Origin of the sequence: Pseudomonas fluorescens (assembly GCF_902497775.2) — a bacterium.
Classification (GTDB): Bacteria; Pseudomonadota; Gammaproteobacteria; order Pseudomonadales; family Pseudomonadaceae; genus Aquipseudomonas; species Aquipseudomonas putida_F.
The window spans coordinates 2145361-2163483 of record NZ_OZ024668.1 but is presented as its reverse complement, the minus strand read 5'-3'; the positions used below and the strand labels follow the sequence as shown (position 1 = coordinate 2163483).

Below are 18123 nucleotides of genomic sequence, written 5' to 3'. Positions count from 1 at the left end.
CTGAATGGCCAGGGCCCGTTTGATGGAGGTCAATGAACTGGCGGCCAGGCCAAGAGCTGCTAGCGTTGTTCTGGCGAATCTTCTCCTGCCCCGTGCGGTCATTGCCAAGGAAACGAAAGTCGATGAAGCCTACCTTGCGCTCCACCCTGCTCTGCTCCGCCCTCGTCGTTCTGGCCGGTTGCTCCAGCAACCAGGTCGACCCCAGCCAATATTCGGGATTTCTCAAGGACTATAGCCGCCTCAAGCCCGCCGAAAGCATTTCCGGCCAGCCGGTAATGCGCTGGATCGATCCGCAGGTCAAGGCCGCGCGCTTCACCCAGGTGTTTATCGAACCCAGCCAGTTCTATCCCAAGCCCCAGCCCACTGCGGTGATTTCGGCCCAGACCCTGGGGCAGATCACCCAGTACTACAACACCGCGCTCAAGCGTGAACTGGGTGCCGAGCTGCCATTGGCCCAGGGCCCAGGCCCGGGTGTACTGGTGGTGCGCCCGGCAATCACCGCGGTATCGACCAAGACCGAAGGCCTCAAGCCTTACGAAGTGATCCCGATCGCCCTGGTGGCCGCTGCCGTCAACACCGCCGCCGGCGGCCGCGACCAGGAAGTGGACATCGCCACCGAAGCCGCCTTCCTCGACGGCGGCAACAACAAAGTGCTGGCCCAGGTGGTGCGCAAAGGGACTGGCGAAGCCCTGGAAAACGACGCCTCGAAGCTGGCCCTGGAGAACGTCAAGCCGGTGCTGGACGCCTGGGCCAGCGACCTGCGCAAAAGCTTTGCCAAGCTCAAGAGCGAGTCGCGCTAGTCGCTCAAACTGCTGTCGATGACAATGCTGCCACTCAGCAGCTTGTGCACCGGACAGGCATTGGCCACGCCCAGCAGGCGTTCACGCTGGGCCGCATCGAGATCACCATGCAGTTCGATTACACGCGTGATCTCGGTGCGCACTTGCGGCGTCTTCACTTCACTGACAATGTCCAGCGCCACGTGCACGTGGCGCAACGGCCAGTCCTTGCGCTTGGCATACATCGACAAGGTGATGGCGGTGCAGGCGCCAAGGGCCGACAGCAGCAGTTGATGCGGGTTGGGGCCGGTGTCGTGGCCGCCCAGTTCGCGGCCTTCATCGGCTAGCCACTGCTGGGCACCGGCAGACAGGCTCACCTGATACGGGACATCGCCAAGGTCGGCGTAAACGGTTGATGCGCTCATGGGCTTCCTTATCGGGGATTGAAACACCCGACTACCCTAGCGCCCGATACTGATCGTCGCCAGTCACGCCAATGAACTTCAGCGTCCTGCCGGCAGAACGGTCGAGGCTGGCAGCCTGGCGCCGATGCGCTTTACTTGCCGGGACAACAACACGACCTGATAGGGAAATCGACCATGTCCCAGCTCCTGGACCCCACCTCCAATGAAAGCAAGTACGCCAAGCTTGCCAGCGCCGCGATCATCGGTGCGATCACGCCAACCAGCGTGCGCCTGTGGTTTCGCGTGTACCTGCCCGGCGAGTGGGTGCTGGTGGTCACTACGACGCCCTTGAGTGGTGACCTGCAGCGCCTGGATGAGCTGCCGGTGGCTGATTTTTTGAAACAGCAGAAGATCAAGCCGGTGTTCATCCAGGCGCAAAAATTCAGCTTCGACAGCGACCTCACCGGCGTCTTTGCGGTCAGTGGTCTGAAGGCGCAGAGCACCTACTACTACGCCCTGATCAGCAGCGAAACCGACCGCGACATCATCCGCCGGCGCACCGAGATCGGTGGCGACAGCCCGAAAAGCTTCATCACCCCGGCCGCCAACCCCGACACCCTGAGCTTCGGTTTCTACAGCTGCCACGACCCGATCAGCGCCGATGGCAGTGCCGGCGCCTGGCCGTTACTGCACCAGCAACTGATCGACCAGCGCGCGCAGTTCGTCATCGGCGGCGGCGACCAGATGTACGTCGACACCAACAAGAAGAACGGCTTCCTCGATATCTGGGAATGGCTCAAGGAAAACAAGCAGGCCCTGCTGGCCCACTACAAGAAAGGCAACGGCTACGACAAGCCCGGCATCGAGCAGTACCTGCTGAACATCTACCGCTGGTACTACCGGGTGTACTGGAACATCCCCACCCTGCGCGAGGTCTACGAGCAGTTCCCCCAGTACATGATCTGGGACGACCACGAGATCATGGACGGCTGGGGCTCGCTGACCAACAAGGAGCGGCAAAAACGCATCTCGCTGTTGTTCGAAAGCACCAGCAACGGCGCCACCAACCAGATGCTCGTCGACCTGATGTGGCGCGCAGCCTGCCGCGCCTATTACGAGTATGAACACAGCCATAACCCGGTCACCTCGATCAACCTCGACAAGCCTGACGACTGCCACTGGGACTACGCCTTCGAGCAAGGCGGCTCGGCTTTCTATGTGCTGGACATGCGCGGCCACCACGATGTCGAAGCCAAGGATGCGCACAAGATTCTCGGCAGTGCGCAGATGCAGCGTTTCAAGGACTGGCTCAACAGTGCCGTGGTGCAGAACGCCAAGGCGGTGTTCATCGTCTCGCCGGTGCCGGTCGTACACTGGAAAAACGTGGTCACCAACGGCGCCGATTTCGGCTCGCTCAAGGATGACTGCATGGATGAGTGGGATCACAAGAGCAACCTGGCCGAACGCAAGGTGCTGCTCGACCAGCTCTATGCGGCGCTGGGCAAGAGCGCCAAGCCGGTGGTGTTTCTCAGCGGCGACGTGCACTGCGCGGCAGTGTTTCGCCTGTTGCACAAGCAGTACCCGGCGGCCAAGGTGTTCCAGGTCACCTCCAGCGCCATCTCGCGCATACCGGCGCCGGGCATGTTGAAGATGGCCATCAGCGGCGGCGGCGAGATGCCCGGCATTGCCAACATGATCTGCGAGCGCTGGTACGCCATGGCGGGCTCGAAGAACTTCGCCATGCTGAGTGTGCGCCCGTCACTGGACGGCAAGCAGACCGAAGTGCTGGTGGAACTGCACTGGCCCAGTGGCGAGGATGGCGAGCTGACCAAGCGCCGGGTGTTGCTCAAGTAACCCGGCGCCTGGAACCCGGATCAGGCGAAGAACGAGAACAGAATCGCCGACAGGGTAATCAAGCCGATCAGCACCACGAACACGTTGGAGACCTTGCCCGAGTATTTGCGCAGCGACGGCACCTTGTGGATGGCGTACATCGGCATCAGGAACAGCAGGCAGGCGATGATCGGCCCGCCAAGGTTCTCGATCATGCCGAGGATGCTCGGGTTCAGGGTCGCCACGGCCCAGCAGGTGATGACCATGAATAGCGCGGTCATCTGCTCCAGGCGCTTGCTCGACACCTGCTTGCCACGGCTGCGCAGGGTTTTCACGATCATGCCCTGGAAGCCTTCGCTGGCACCGATGTAGTGGCCCAGGAACGACTTGGTGATTGCTACCAGTGCGATCAGCGGCGCGACGAAGGCGATCACCGGGGTCTGGAAGTGGTTGGCCAGGTACGACAGGATCGAGATGTTCTGTTGCTTGGCGGCGGCCAGATCTGCCGGCGACAGCGCCAATACACAGCTGAAGCAGAAGAACATCACCGTCAGCACCATCATCACATGGGCGCTGGCGAGGATCTTGCCGCTCTTGGCGTCGGCCTGCTCGCCATAGCGGTGCTTCTGGTCAACGGCAAAGGCGGAGATGATCGGCGAGTGGTTGAACGAGAACACCATCACCGGGATAGCCAGCCACAGGGTCTTGAAGAACAGCTCAAGGGGCATGCCTTCGCTGGCTTGGGCGAAGAATGCGCCGTTCCAGTTGGGGATCAGGCTCAGGGCCAGCAGCAACAGCGCGGCAACGAAGGGATAGACCAGCAGGCTCATGACCTTGACGATGATGCCCTGGCCGCTGCGCACGATGATCATCAGGCCGCAGATCAGCAACAAGGCCAGCAGCGCCCGCGGTGGCGGGGTCATGTGCAACTGGTGTTCCATGAAGTTGCCCAGGGTGTTGGTCAGGGCGACGCTGTACACCAGCAGGATCGGGAAGATGGCGAAAAAGTACAGCAGGGTGATCAGCTTGCCGGCACCGACGCCGAAGTGCTCTTCGACCACTTCGGTGATGTCTTCACTGGCGCCGCGCTTGCCCGAAAGCACGAAGCGGGTCAGGCCGCGGTGGGCGTAGAAGGTCATCGGGAAGGCAAGTACGGCCAGTACCAGCAGCGGCCAGAAGCCCCCTACCCCGGCGTTGATCGGCAGGAACAGGGTACCGGCGCCGATGGCAGTGCCATACAGGCCCAGAACCCAGGTGGTGTCGTGACGGCTCCAGGCGCGGCTTTGCGCAGGCGCAGCCGATTCCACACGAACGGTCGTGGTGCTATTTACATCAGTCATCGATATTGCCTTGTAGTTGTTTTTGTTGCTTATGAATAACTTTGGAACAGGGGTATAGCTATCGCGGGTCAACACTCGACGAAGGCGACCGCCAGGCCGCCGCGCGATGTCTCCTTGTAGTTGGCATGCATGTCGGCGCCGGTGTCGCGCATGGTGCGGATCACCCGGTCAAGGGAAATGAAGTGCTCGCCATCGCCACGCAAGGCCATCTGCACGGCATTGATGGCCTTGACCGCGGCAATTGCGTTGCGCTCGATACACGGCACCTGAACCAGGCCGCCAACCGGGTCGCAGGTCAGGCCGAGGTTGTGTTCCAGGGCGATTTCGGCGGCGTTCTCCAGCTGCATCGGCGTCGCCCCGAGCACTTCGGCAAGCCCGGCCGCAGCCATGGAACAGGCCGAACCGACCTCGCCCTGGCAGCCGACTTCGGCTCCGGAGATCGAGGCGTTCTTCTTGCACAGGATGCCTACGGCGGCAGCGCTGAGGAGGAAGTCGACGACGTCGTTGTCGCAGGCGTCGGGGTTGAACTTCATGTAGTAATGCAGCACCGCCGGGATGATCCCCGCCGCGCCATTGGTCGGCGCGGTGACCATGCGCCCGCCGGCGGCGTTTTCTTCGTTGACCGCCAGGGCGAACAGGTTGACCCACTCCATGGCGCTCAGGGTCGAGCCGATGACGTTGGGTTTGCCCAGCTCCTGCAGGCTGCGGTGCAGCTTGGCGGCGCGGCGCTTGACCTTGAGCCCGCCCGGCAAGATGCCCTCGTTGCGCAGGCCGTTGTCGACGCACTCACGCATCGCCGCCCACAGTTTGAGCAAGCCGCGGCGCACCTCGGCTTCCTCGCGCCAGGCCAATTCGTTGGCCATCATCAGCTGGCTGACCCGCAAGTTATGCTGCTTGCACAGCGCCAGCAGTTGCGCGGCGCTGTCGAAGTCATAAGGCAGTTGCACCTGCTCGGCGCTGTTGCCCGCCTCACCTACCTGCGAGGCCTCGACGATAAAACCGCCACCGACCGAATAATAGGTGTGCTGCAGCAACGCACCGGTCGCACTGCTGGCTTCCAGGGTCATGGCGTTGGGGTGATACGGCAGGCTTTCATCGAGCAGCAGCAGGTCGTGGGCGCAGTCGAACGGGATCGCCTGCGTGCCATCGAGCATCAGCACCTGGCTTTGCTGCAGTTGTGTGATCAGCGGCTCGATGCTCTGCGGGTCGATCTGGTCGGGCCACTCGCCCATCAGCCCGAGCAGGCAGGCACGGTCCGTGGCATGGCCGACGCCAGTGGCGGACAACGAGCCATACAGACGAACCTCCACCCGGCTCACCTGCGCCAACAAGCCTTGCTCGCGCAGGGCCTGGGCAAAGGTAGCAGCCGCCCGCATCGGGCCTACGGTATGAGAGCTGGAGGGGCCGATGCCAATCTTGAAAAGGTCGAAAACACTGATAGCCATGCTAATGCCTGACCGAGGCAACAATCCATGTTACGCAACGGCACTGTTAAAAAATTGAAGGATGTCGCGAATTTGCGCGATACTGCCCGGTCACCGTGGCATTGACCAACGAAACTTTCTAAGCAAGACTTTAGTAGAACTAAACGATGAAGCGGCAAATGAATGGCCAGATGTATGTCTGGCTGCATGTGTTTTCCTGCGCGGCGCGGCACCTGTCGTTCACCCGCTGCGCCGAGGAACTGCACATCACCCCAGGCGCGGTCAGCCAGCAGATCCGCCAACTCGAAGAGCGCCTGGGCTTTCGCCTGTTCCTGCGCCGCGCCCGTGGCGTGGAGCTCAGCGCCGAGGGCCAGCGCCTGGCACAAACCGTGGGCGAAGCCTATGGCAGCATCGATGCCGAGCTGCGCCGTCTGGACGCCGGCGAGATCCGTGGCACCCTGCGCCTGCGCTCGATCCCATCGTTTCTGGCCAAGTGGCTGACCCCGCGCCTGCCGCGCCTGCAGCAACGCTACCCGGACATCCAGCTGCGCCTGGTCGCCGAAGACAGCAGCCAGGCCCTGCACGAGGGCGACTTCGACCTGGCCATCGACCTCAACGATGGCAGCTACCCCGGCATGCACTCGACACCGCTGCTCGACGAGCAGATCTTCCCGGTCTGCGCCCCTTCGCTGCTGCGCGGCCGGCCACCGCTGCATGGGCCGGCGGATCTGGCGCATTATCCGTTGCTGCACGACATCACCGCCTGGCGCGGCAGTTCGGAATACGCCGAGTGGGAGTTCTACCTGGAGGGAATCGGCGCCCACGGCCTGGATGTACGCCGCGGGCACACCTTCAACCGCAACCACCTGACCATCGAGGCGGCGATTGCCGGCATCGGCGTGGCGATTGCCCGGCGCACGCTGCTCAATGACGAGCTGGAACGTGGCACCCTGATCGTGCCGTTCGGCCTGCCGATCGCCAATCACAAGCGTTATGTGCTGCTGTACCCGCCAGGTGGCCTGGCCCACCCCGGTGCCCGCGCGGTGCATGACTGGCTGGTAGAAGAAGCCGAAGGCTTTCGCGCCTTGCATGCCAGCAGCTGAAAGCCAGTGAAGTTGGCGACCGCGGCGGTCGCCAACCTCCGTCAGCCGGTCAGTCCAGTGCCGCCGTCAGGCTTGCCAGCAAAGCCCGCTCGGCAGCCGCCTTGCCTCGGTTCACGGCATCGTAGAAAACCTTGTGCTGTTGGCCCGTGAGTTTTTTCTTCAGGAGCTTCCCGGCAGGGTCCTTGGCCAACGGCGTAATCCCGGCGGACAGAAACGGCTCCTCCTGGGCCTGGCCTGCCAGGTAAGTGACAACACTGTCATCGAGCTTGGTCACCGCCTCGTCACTGCTCTCGACGCAATAATCGGCATAGGCCAGCCCTTCGTACCAGTCTTCGCTAAGTTGCGAGAACTGACCCTGTTCACGCTCCTTGAGAAAGCGTATCCAGTTGGGTTGTTCAACGAGCCATTGCTGGCGCCGGGCGGCACTCTCGGCCTGGTGCACCTCGCGCTCCACGCGGCCGACCAGGCGCTCACTGACATAGGCCAGATGCTGGTACAACATGCCATCGGAGGGCTCAGGAAAGTCCAGCCGTTGCGCCAGTGCCCGGCGCAGCGCCAGGCGGATCTCGATGTCGTCAACATCGTGCTCCAGATCCGCATCGCTGATGTCATCCAGCGGATCCAGCGCCGGGCGCAGCAACGGCTCTTCATCACCCCGCGCATCCTGGCGCCGCAGGCGCGCAGCAGTGATGCGGTCGGCGATCCGTTCAACCTCATGACGCCGGTACAGCCGTTTGTACAAGCCGGCAAGCTCGGCCACCGCGCCCTGCTCATGCACCGCCCGCGAAGCCAGGCCATAACTCATCACTTCGACTTCCAACGCACTGAACACATCGGCGCCGGCATCGCCGCAGGTTTCCGGGAAGCCTTCGGCGATCGCCTCCAGGTTGCTACGCAGCCCGCTGTCCTCGGCGGCACGCTCAAGCAGACGCCAGACCCGCTGGCCCAGGTGCACCTGGTCGATCTGCGCCGCCTGCGAGCGCTCCAGGGTATTCAAGGCAATGCGCAGCGCACGGTTCTGCTCATTGGCGAACAGGTCTTCCCACAGCTCCTGACGCCCCTGATCGGCACCTGCCAGCCATAGGTTGGTTTGCGCCGGCCCATGGAATACATGAGCAAGGCCCAGGGCGTGCAGGCGCAGTATGCCTTGAGCTTCAAGCGGGTTGTTGGCCAAGCGCAGCGTCAGCCCGACACCCGGCCCGCCGCGGCGCAGGTCAAGGCCGAAGCGGGTGCTGGCCAACGACGGAATCTGCGTAATGCCATTGTCGGCCAGGTTGATCGTACGTAGTTGGTACTGTTGCTGATTCATCAGCGTAGTCAGGCTGTCAGGCCATTCGGTGAGCTGACAGAACTCCAGGTTCACGTCCTTGAGCCAGGGCATGAAGCTGAAATCCGGCGCACGCATCAGCGGGTTCCAGCTCAAGTCGAGCGTTTTCAAGTAGATAAAGTCAGCGAACGCTGCAGCACCGGCTTCATCCAGGGTGAGGTGATTGGCGCTGAGCTTCAAGGTACTCAGCTGGAGCCGGGACAGGCGCCGCAACTGTTGCGCATCGAGTACCAGGTCATTGGCCCGAAGGTCCAGATACACCAACGAGCGCACGCCCGCCAAGGCCTCCAGGGCGGCATCAGGCAATGCATTCAAGCGGTTTTGTGGCATGCTCAAAATCCGCAGTTGACGCAAATTCTTCAGCGGCTCGAAAAGGGCCTGCGAAGGCACCAACCGATTGTGCCCCAATGCCAGCTCCTGCAACTCGGTGCAGTGGGCAAGCCCCTCGGGGATCGCCTCAAGTTGGTTACCCCCGACCCCTACCGCCTTCAACCGGGGGAAGCAGCGCAGCAGTTGCGGCGGGATTGCCCCCTCGTGCACCGAGCGCAGGTCAAGCTCGGTGATGTGCTTGAACTCCACGTCCAGTGCCGGCAAGTCGGTCAGGTCCATGTCCTTGAGGTTGAGCACATGGCTGTCTGTGCCCCCGGCACGCTGCCAAGCCTTTTTCAACCGCATGGCCACCACGCGCCGTGAGGCGCTGCGCGAGGCCGGCCTGGCCCAATAGTCGAGTTTGACTTTCAGCTGGCTGAACTCTTTTTCCAGGGCCTCGATGCTTTGCGCCAGGTCCCTGCCCGTCTGGCGCAGCTCGCTGACCAGTTGGGCAATCTGTCTCTGATTCAAGCCCGGGTAAAGTCGCCCCAGGCGTCCGAAGGCTTCCCCCCGCAGGGTACCGACGGCGCCACCCAAAGGGTAACCGTTACGCCCATCGGCCAGACGCAACGGCGAACGGTGCCAGGGCTTGCGCGGCTGCTGGCCGAGCAGGCGCGACACCCGCTGGCGGTCGCCAAGGGCCAGTTGCTGGATGTGCTCCTGCAGGGTCTGGTCATCGAACACATCGATACCCAGGCTGCGGCGTTCGGCATCCGGCAAGGCCTTGAGCAACGCAGCAAAATAGTCCGCACCGGCATACAACTCGTTACCTGTCGCATCATAGCCACGATAGCGTCCGGCCGTGCTCACCACGGTCTTGAGCTCGCCATTGGCAGGACCGGCGCTGGCGAGCAGGCGACCACTGAGGGCGTTCTCGCGCAACTCCACACGTACATTACCGCTCCACCCCGGCAGCGACTCCAGCAACCCCAGTGCCAGGCGCTCACTGTCCGGGTTACCCATGCTGCGCCAGTGCGTGCCTTCAATGGCGCGACTCAGGCGCAGCTGCTGCTGGTAGGCACGTACTTCTTCTGCCAGGCGCAGGGGCACGCGCCCGTCGGCGCGTTCAAGCTCGGCGAGCTCCGTAGCGCTGGCCTCGCTTACGATCTCTTCGGCCAGCCGTGGCGGCAATGACGGGTTGCTCGCGAGCAAGCGCCGGCCCCCGCTCGACGGCTCACCGGCTTCGCTGGCCTGCAAGCTGTCGAGGATGTCGTGGCGACGCGATTGCGCCTGCTCGGCCAAGGTATCGCGCACCCGCTGCAAACGATCGCTGCTGGCCACCCCATCGCCGAGCCAGGCGGTGATTTCGCCTTCATCGAGCTGCGCCAGCACACGCTGTGGCAGTTGACCCTGGCGCACGTCACTGGCCAGTAGCTTGAGCACCCGCCCCTGTGGCCAGCGCTCCAGACCGTAGGTCGTCGACGCCCCCCACAGCTCCGGCCCGGCGAACACTTGCAGCACCCGGTTGGCCGGCCAGCGCGGCAGTTGCACGATCAACGCAACCGGGTACGTCATCCCCGGCTGCAGCGGGGTTGCGCCACGGATGTCTGCGCACATCCGGGTGATATCCCGCTCAAGCTGCATCCGCCGCAAGGTATCGGCCAGCAAGGCCGGCACCGGTTCGTGATGCACATACATATGACGCAGTACCTGCTCGTCGCACGCGCTGATGCTGGCGGCGCGTTCGAGCATGGCATCGTCCAGGCCCTCGGCCAGCACGCCGATGCGCCGCAGCAATTGGCGTCGCGGCCAGTTCAGCGGTTGCTCGCCTTCGAAGGTCCAGGTGCCCTGGCCATTGTGTTCAAGCAGTGGTTGGTGGGCCTGCGCATCCTCGGGATGCACCAGCCGCCATCGTTGCTGCTGGGTATCGAAACGCTGCTGGTACCAACGCTCGTCCAGGCGCAGGTAATGCTGCCCCTCATGCAAGTACTGGCCCAGCTGGTTGGCCTGGGTGGTGGCTGGGATCTCGACCTTGCTGGCGTAGCCGCTCAGGTCGGGCTTCCACAAGCGCCTCTGGCCGTTGGCCAGTTCCACGCGGCTCAGGCTGTCGACAAAGGCCGAAGGATGCAGGGCCACGCCCGCCGCCCCCAGCCCGACCACCAGCCCCAGGTTCAGGCCCAGCGATTCCAGGTGTGCCAGTGCTTGCGCGGTTTCCCTTGCCTCCCAGGCTTGAACACCGTCGAACAGATCACCCATCATCTGTGCCCCGGCCACCGCCAGCATCACCTCGTTCAAGCCAGGTATCACGAAGGCTGCCGCGTTGAGTACATTGACCGCGATACCCAGCCAGCTGTCCAGCCGCTGCAGCCGTGCGGCGTAGTTTTCATCACCTGTCGGCACCGCCAACACCCGGGCATTGGCCTTCAGCCGACGGACCTGCAGGTCCTGCAGGGTATCCCACAGCGCCCCCGTGAGCACCCGCTCGACCACGTCCAGACGCGGTTGCGCAAGCGGCTGGCGAACCTCGGTGTTGCCCTGGTAGCGCACTTCGAACAAGGTGTTTTGCAGACGCTGGATAAACTCGGCCTTGAGCGCCTGCGGCACTTTGGCGGCGATGGCGCGACTGTATCCGGGCGACTGCAGGCTGATGGCCAGATCCTTGGCAAAGTCGCTGGTCGAGTTGTATTGCTTGAGCGGATACAAGGGCGCACCGGCGATCCAGGCAACACAGCGCTCGGTCCGGTTGCTGCTGTCAGGGTCGGGACCGATCAGCAGCACATCACTCAGTTCACACCCCAGGATGGCGATGCGTCGGCACACCACTGGCTTGTCGTCGAGCATGGCGCGCCCCTGAGTGGCGAGGGTCTGCAGCATCTGCCAGACCGGTTCGCTGATTTCACTCTTCATCCGCGCACGCTGCAGTAACACCTGAAAATCAGTACGGTTCGCAGCGGCCATCTGCTCGCCCAAGAGGGCCTTGCCAACTGCACTGTCGTACACCTGCTGCAGGTGCTCCTGGTAGCGCTGGCCAAGGTCGAGCGTGCGGCACAGGCTAGCAAAGTCTTCACCCTTGAGCTCAAGCTTGGCTGTTTCGTCTCCCTCACGCGTCAGGAAACTGAAGTGAAAATCTTCATTGGCCTCGAAGTTCTGCAGTGCAGCCTCCAGCAGGCTGGTTTCGCGCCCAGGCCCCTTGATCACCTGCCGCGAGCCGATGGTTTCGCTAGCCCAGCGGTGCAGCCGGGCGTTGCGCACATCCAGTTGCAGGCCGTGCTGTTCGTGCAGCGCCTGGGTCAACAGCGGCGCGGCAAAATCGGTGATGCTTTTGAGTGTCGACAGACTCTGGGCCAGAGCCCAGCGCGCGCGCTGCTGTGCGCTCACGGCGCTGAGCAACGCGCTCTGCGCGGCCTGGCTGGCGTCATTGAACCAGGGCTTTGCTTGAGCGCTGGAGTCGACATGGATGGCGCGCTGGCTGTGCAGCAACGCATGCAAGTTGTTGCGATCAAGGTGGCGCAGCCTGGGTTTCAAGGCAGCATGCAGGCGATTTTGATGGAAAGACGTAACGTCTTGGGAATCGGTCATGGCCGGGTTACCTGATGTTAGAGGGTCCATCAGGTAACCCGAACAGCGCTGCGCCTTGGCGATAGATAGTTACTGCCTGTGCTCAGTCCGCCTGGCCTATGGGCATCGCTGCCGCGGCCGGGCCGGCATCCGGGGTCACTACCTGGCTCAGGTCGATATGCTTGAACACCGGCTTCGCCCCCAGGCGGGCATTGAAACGGGTGTTGAAACTGAAGTCGTCTTCGGTGGGCACGGCCAGCGAGCGCCCATACACGGCGGCGCTGGCGAGCGGATCGTAGCCCAGCAACTGCAGCAAGGTCGGGAAAATGTTGTAGTGGCTGGAGCGGTCCTTGTTGGCGCTCAGGTGCGCCTGCCAGTCGAGGGTTTGCAGGCCCTGGCCCTGGATCACCACCAGCGGCACCAGGCCCTCCTCCTCTACCGGGTCACTGTCGCAATGGGTATTGAGGCCCGGGTTGCCGCGCTCGTGCAGGTCCTGGCCATGGTCGGAGGTGTAGATCAGCACGGCCTGGCTCAGGTCGGCCTGGGCGAACAGGCGTTGGAAAAACTCGCCGACGTTCCACATCAGGCTGTTCTTGTACGAATTGCGATACAGCACCCAATCCTGCGGCTGGCCAGAAAAGCCATCGCGCTGGCCGGTATCGGTGATGTCGGCGTACTTGCCACGGGGCAAGGCCGGGCGGTAGTGCATGAAGTCGTCGGGGTATTTGTCGTGCACCGGAAAATGCACGCCGACCTTGTTCATCACGATCAACTGCGGTTTGCCGTCGCCAAGCAGTTCGATCAACTTGGCCACGGCGGCCATGTCGCGATCGCGCACCGGGGTGCTGTCGAACTGAATGAACTGGTCGATATCGCGTTTCTCGGCATCGTTCATCAGGTTCTGCAGGTTGCCACCGGTGCGCTGGGCATCGATGTACACGGTACCCAGGCCTGCCGCCTTGGCGTACTGCCAGATTGACGGCAAGGTCGAGTTGATGCGCAGGTAGTCGTCGCGGGTACCGCCATAACGCAAGGTTACGTTGGTGTCGGCACTGCAGTTGGCGATCGAGGCGGCATAACCGTAGTTGAAAATGCGTGCCCCGGGCTGGGCCTGGTTGAGCTGGCTGCGCACGCCTTGGGCGGTGTTCAGGTCCAGGTAGTTGCCCGACACGCTTTCGTCGATGATCAGCACGATATCCCGGGCCATGGCCGGGCCGCTGCGGGCCAGGGTCACCGGCTCCCGGGGGCCGACGCTGTCGTGCAGCGCTTCGTAGAGCATCAGGTTGGAATAAGCCAGCGGCGTGAACATGATCGGCAGGCCGCGGGCGCCCTCGCCGGCACGCACGAACAGGATTGCGGTGAGCAGACCGATGCCCAGCAGCGGCGCGGCCCAAGGCAGCACCCGCGGGCCGGGCATGGTATGCCGAGGGCGCAGTCCCAGGCCCAGCAGCAACAGCACCGAGCGGGCCGCTACTTGCAGGATCACACGCTGGTACTGCTCGATGGCATCGCCAATAAAGCCACCGGAATAAACCATCGAGATAAAACCGCTGTAAGTCAGGTAGTCAGCGGTGATGCGCGTATAGGCATCGAAAAACACTGCGCTGGCGGTAAACACCAGGGCCAGCCCCCAGCGCAACCCGCCCTGGCGAATGTTGGCGGCGCAGAACAAGGCCAGCACCAGCAGGCAAAACACGCCGACGAACAACACCAGCGCCGGGTTCAGGCCAATCGCCTGCACGCGCTCAAAATAATAGGGGTAGTTGCTCAACAGGTAGAGCGCGAGCAGCAGCTCCTTGAAATATCTGTGCATCTCTCCCTCGCCAGAAACCGTGCAAGCGACCCGGACACTCACACGTTAGCAGTGCCCTGACAAAGCGCAAACCGGAACAACGTCAATTTTCTGACTAAACTTGGCGACGCCAATTCTGACAATTCAAAAACGCGAAAGCGTTGCATTCGTGAAGCAGCCACATCCGCAAACGCCTTGTTTATCGCGGGCTTCGACCGTTCATCGTTTTGCGATGCGGCAATTGGCCAGTGCTTACGCAAGCTAACCCTCGGATTTAGAAAGGCTTGATAGCAAAAAGCGGAAATCGTAGCGAGTGTAAATGCGACGAAACATGCCATTTGATTGACACAACTTCCCACGGGTGGGCTATACCGAAATCACACCACTGTTTCATCCTCATTACTCCATACGAGGCACGCCGACATGGACGTGAGCGTATTTGGCACCGGCTATGTCGGTCTTGTGCAAGCTGCGGCCCTCGCAGACGTAGGACACCGGGTTCTGTGCGTCGATGTTGATACCCACAAGATCAGTCAACTGCGTCAGGGCGTACCGCCGATCAGCGAACCCGGTCTTTCGAGCATGCTCGAAGAGAACATCAAGGAAGGCCGCCTGCTGTTCAGCACCCAGGCCAGTGACGCGGTCAGTCACGCCGAACTGATCTTCATCGCCGTCGGCACGCCCCCGGATGAAGACGGCTCGGCCGACCTCTCCCATGTCCTGGGGGTGACCCGGCAGATCGCCGAGTTGATGGAGGCCGATCGCACCCTGATCATCAAGTCCACCGTTCCGGTCGGCACCGCCGACAAGGTCGCGGCCCTGGCGTGCGACGAACTGCAGCGGATGGGCAAAGGCGCGCTCAAGGTGCGGGTGGTGTCCAACCCCGAGTTCCTCAAAGAAGGCAGCGCCCTGGCCGACTGCATGCGCCCGGACCGGATCATCGTCGGCACCTTGGATGCCCAGGCCCACGACCAGCTCGCCGAGCTCTACGCGCCCTTCTGCCGTAACCATGAAAAGCTCATGTTCATGGACAACCGCAGCGCCGAGCTGACCAAGTACGCAGCCAACGCCATGCTCGCCACGCGCATCAGTTTCATGAACGAACTGGCCAACCTCACCGAGCACCTGGGCGCCGACATTGAAGCGGTACGCAAGGGCATCGGCTCCGATCCGCGCATCGGCTACCACTTCATCTACCCAGGGTGTGGCTTTGGCGGCTCGTGCTTTCCCAAGGACCTGCGCGCCCTGCTGCACACCGCTGAACGCAGCGGCATGCCGCTGCGCTTGCTGCAAAGTGTCAGCGAGGTCAACGACAGCCAGCGCCAGATTCTCTTCGCCAAGCTCCAGCAGCGCTTCCCCGGCAGCCTGGCCGGCAAGTCGATTGCCGTCTGGGGCCTGGCCTTCAAGCCCAACACCGACGACATGCGCGAGGCGCCGAGCCGCTACCTGATGGAAGCACTATGGGCCGAAGGCGCCACCGTCTGTGCCTTCGACCCCGAGGCGATGTCCGAATGCCGGCGCATCTACGGCTACCGCAAGGACCTGCAGCTGTGCGCCACCCGCGACGACACCCTGGAAGACGCCGACGCCCTGGTGATCTGTACCGAGTGGAAGAACTTTCGCGTGGTCGACTTCGCCTTGCTGGCCAAGAAGCTGCGCAGCCGCCTGATCATCGACGGGCGCAACCTGTACAACCCCGATCAGGTCGCAAGCTTCGGCCTGAGCTACAGCGGTATCGGCCTGCGTCAGGTCCAGCCCGAGGTACCGGCGCCATGAAGATCCTGGTCACCGGCGCCGCCGGTTTTATCGGCGCTCACTGCAGCCTGCGCTTGTTGCGCGACGGTCATCAGGTGATCGGCCTGGACAACTTCGACGATTACTATGACCCGGCGCTCAAAGAAGCGCGGGTACGTTGGGTCGAAGCCCAAGCGGGCGCGTTCACCCTGCACCGCCTGGACCTCAACGATGGCGCCGGCATGGCCGAACTGTTCGCCAGCGAGCAACCCGAGGTGGTGATTCACCTGGCCGCGCAAGCCGGGGTGCGCTACTCGCTGGAAAACCCAAGGGCCTACATCGACAGCAACCTCAGCGGCTTTTTGAACATTCTCGAAGGCTGCCGTCGCCATCCGGTGCAGCACCTGCTGTATGCCTCGTCGAGCTCGGTATACGGCGCCAACCAGCACACCCCGTATCGGGTCCAGGATGCCGTCGACCATCCGCTGTCGCTGTATGCCGCAACCAAGAAAGCCAACGAGGCCATGGCCCACAGCTACAGCCACCTGTTCGGCATCCCGGCCAGCGGCCTGCGCTTTTTTACCGTGTACGGCCCCTGGGGCCGCCCGGACATGTCACCGATCCAGTTTGCCCGGGCGATTGCCGAAGGCCGGCCGATCCAGCTGTTCAACTACGGCCAGCACCAGCGCGACTTCACCTACATCGACGACATCGTCGAGAGCCTGGTGCGGCTGATTCCGCTGGCGCCACAGGCCAACCCGGGCTGGAACCGCGAACACCCGGACCCGGCCAGCAGCCACGCGCCCTGGCGGCTGTTCAACATCGGCGGCCAGCGCCCGGTGGAACTCACCGACTACGTGGCGCTGCTGGAAAAACACTTGCAGCGCAAAGCCGCCATCGAACTGCTGCCGTTGCAACCGGGCGATGTACTGGCCACCTGTGCCGATACCAGCACCCTGGAGCAGGTTACCGGCTTCACCCCCCTGGTTTCACTGGATGAAGGGCTCGGGCGTTTTATTGCCTGGTTTCATCAGTACTACCCGCAACTTGACCGGGACGCGGTGCGGGTCAACGGGCAAGCGCCCGCGCATCAACGGAGAACGGTATGACAGGACAACCTAAAAGTGCGCAACTGCAGGCACTGTATCAAGACAAGCGCATGGACCCCGCGCATCGCCAGCGCATCGACGCAGCGATTCATATGCAAGGCCGTGGCTGGCTGACCGGCCGCCCTGGCGGGCGTCCCTGGACCCTGTCGCGCACCAACCGGGTGGTCGCCTGTTTTGGCGCCTTGTGCATCCTGGCGGTGATTTCGCCACTGCTGCTGGGCATCGCCGCCGTGGTCAAGTTCAGCAGCCCGGGCCCGGTGTTCTTCGTGCAGAAGCGCACCGGTTACCGCGGCCGCACTTTCGGCATGTACAAGTTCCGCACCATGGTCGCCAACGCCGAAGCCCTGAAGGATTCGGTGCGCCACCTGAACAAACACGGCGCCGATGCCATCGATTTCAAGATCGACAAGGACCCGCGCGTCACCCCGATCGGCCAGTGGCTGCGGCGCAGCAGCCTGGACGAGTTGCCCAACCTGTTCAACGTGGTGCGCGGTGACATGCGCCTGGTCGGCCCGCGCCCCACGTCGTTCAACGCCTATCGCTACAAAGACAACCACCTCGCGCGCCTGAGCATCTACCCCGGCATGACTGGCCTCTGGCAGATCTCCGGACGCAGCGACATAGACTTCGACCAGCGAGTCGAACTGGACCTGAGCTACATCAACGAACAGAGCTTGATGCTGGATCTTAAGATCCTCCTCAAAACTCCCTTCAAAGTCTTCAGCGGCCACGGAGCAAGTTGAATGGACGGTTCTACTTCAAGAAGTCTGACGATCGCCACCCCGAGCGAAACCAACCTGACCTCGACGGTGCTCGACGAGGACCAGCGCATCCTGTTGCTGACGGCTGCCAATACCGGCAGCGGCACCAGCACCAGCGCCCTGGCCTTCGCCAGCCAGTTGGCGTTGATGAGCGGCGGCCCGGTCTTGCTGGTCGACAGCAGCCCCAGCGGCAACAACCTCAGCCAGCAGTTGAACCTGCACAAGTTGCGCGGCTTCAACGACCTGATGTTCGACCAGGATACCCCGCCGCTGATGCAGGACTGCATCGTGCGCCTGTCCGACCAGCCGTTCGACGTGCTGCCGGCCGGCACCTACAAGCGTGGCAAGGAGCGCCTGAACCCCGATCTGCTGCGGGTACTGCTCAAGCACATGGGCGAGCACTACCGCTTTGTGGTGGTCGACGGCGAGGCGGTGTACGCCAGCGCCGACAGCCTGATTATCGGCACCCTGGTCGATGGCGTGATCCTGGTGGTATGCGCCGAGGAAACCCGCTGGGAAGTGGCCCAGGCTGCCGCCCAGCGCCTGACCCAGGCCGGCGCCAGGCTGATCGGCAGCGTGTTCAACCGGCGCAAGTACTACATGCCCAAGTGGCTGTACAACAACCTTTAGGCCAGTGGACCAGGAGCCTC

12 protein-coding genes are annotated in these 18123 nt (G+C 62.9%); 7 read left to right on the top strand and 5 right to left on the bottom strand.

Annotated elements, in window-relative coordinates:
* Positions 1–122: 122 nt before the first annotated feature.
* Positions 123–800: a DUF3313 family protein gene (locus F8N82_RS09725; RefSeq protein WP_038995071.1), complete on the top strand. Its 678-nt coding sequence runs from the start codon at positions 123–125 to the stop codon at positions 798–800.
* Here the strand turns inward: F8N82_RS09725 and F8N82_RS09720 are convergent.
* Complete coding sequence (locus F8N82_RS09720; RefSeq protein WP_038995070.1) at positions 797–1204, bottom strand: OsmC family protein; 408 nt, start codon at positions 1202–1204, stop codon at positions 797–799. The two genes, F8N82_RS09725 and F8N82_RS09720, sit on opposite strands and share 4 nt — an antisense overlap.
* Before the next feature lie 174 nt (positions 1205–1378).
* Here F8N82_RS09720 and F8N82_RS09715 point away from each other — a divergent pair, with 174 nt between their 5' ends.
* Entirely contained in the window at positions 1379–3037 is a 1659-nt protein-coding gene (locus tag F8N82_RS09715; protein ID WP_038995069.1) for an alkaline phosphatase D family protein, read from the top strand.
* A gap of 20 nt (positions 3038–3057) precedes the next feature.
* On the opposite strand, the gene F8N82_RS09710 is transcribed toward F8N82_RS09715, so the two are convergent.
* Both F8N82_RS09710 and F8N82_RS09705 read right to left on the bottom strand, forming a co-directional pair.
* A complete protein-coding gene (locus F8N82_RS09710) occupies positions 3058–4356 on the bottom strand; it encodes a serine/threonine transporter (RefSeq protein ID WP_038995068.1) in 1299 nt (432 codons plus the stop codon).
* Positions 4357–4424: 68 nt separating this feature from the next.
* Positions 4425–5801, bottom strand: coding sequence for an L-serine ammonia-lyase (locus F8N82_RS09705; protein WP_038995067.1), 1377 nt, complete (start codon positions 5799–5801; stop codon positions 4425–4427).
* Positions 5802–5947: 146 nt separating this feature from the next.
* Between F8N82_RS09705 and F8N82_RS09700 the strand changes: the two genes are divergently transcribed.
* Positions 5948–6883, top strand: a complete 936-nt coding sequence (locus F8N82_RS09700) for a LysR substrate-binding domain-containing protein (protein ID WP_038995066.1) — start codon at positions 5948–5950, stop codon at positions 6881–6883.
* A 49-nt stretch (positions 6884–6932) separates the two neighbouring features.
* Here the strand turns inward: F8N82_RS09700 and F8N82_RS09695 are convergent, their stop codons facing one another.
* On the bottom strand, positions 6933–12098 hold the full coding sequence (locus F8N82_RS09695) for a dermonecrotic toxin domain-containing protein (RefSeq protein ID WP_038995065.1): 5166 nt from the start codon (positions 12096–12098) through the stop codon (positions 6933–6935).
* An 82-nt stretch (positions 12099–12180) separates the two neighbouring features.
* The gene (locus F8N82_RS09690; RefSeq protein ID WP_038995064.1) at positions 12181–13890 is read right to left on the bottom strand and encodes a sulfatase-like hydrolase/transferase; all 1710 of its coding nucleotides are present in this window, start codon (positions 13888–13890) and stop codon (positions 12181–12183) included.
* A gap of 402 nt (positions 13891–14292) precedes the next feature.
* Between F8N82_RS09690 and F8N82_RS09685 the strand changes: the two genes are divergently transcribed.
* From F8N82_RS09685 to F8N82_RS09670, 4 genes are read left to right on the top strand one after another with little or no spacing between them, the layout of a single operon-like run.
* A complete protein-coding gene (locus F8N82_RS09685; RefSeq protein WP_038995063.1) occupies positions 14293–15645 on the top strand; it encodes a UDP-glucose dehydrogenase family protein in 1353 nt (450 codons plus the stop codon).
* On the top strand, positions 15642–16712 hold the full coding sequence (locus F8N82_RS09680) for an NAD-dependent epimerase (RefSeq protein ID WP_038995062.1): 1071 nt from the start codon (positions 15642–15644) through the stop codon (positions 16710–16712). The genes F8N82_RS09685 and F8N82_RS09680 overlap by 4 nt, the downstream gene beginning before the upstream one ends.
* Positions 16709–17455: a sugar transferase gene (locus F8N82_RS09675; RefSeq protein WP_038995061.1), complete on the top strand. Its 747-nt coding sequence runs from the start codon at positions 16709–16711 to the stop codon at positions 17453–17455. Before F8N82_RS09680 ends, F8N82_RS09675 begins: the two co-directional genes overlap by 4 nt.
* Positions 17456–18103 (top strand): CpsD/CapB family tyrosine-protein kinase, encoded by a 648-nt coding sequence (locus F8N82_RS09670; RefSeq protein ID WP_038995059.1) that lies wholly within the window; start codon positions 17456–17458, stop codon positions 18101–18103.
* Positions 18104–18123: the final 20 nt, after the last annotated feature.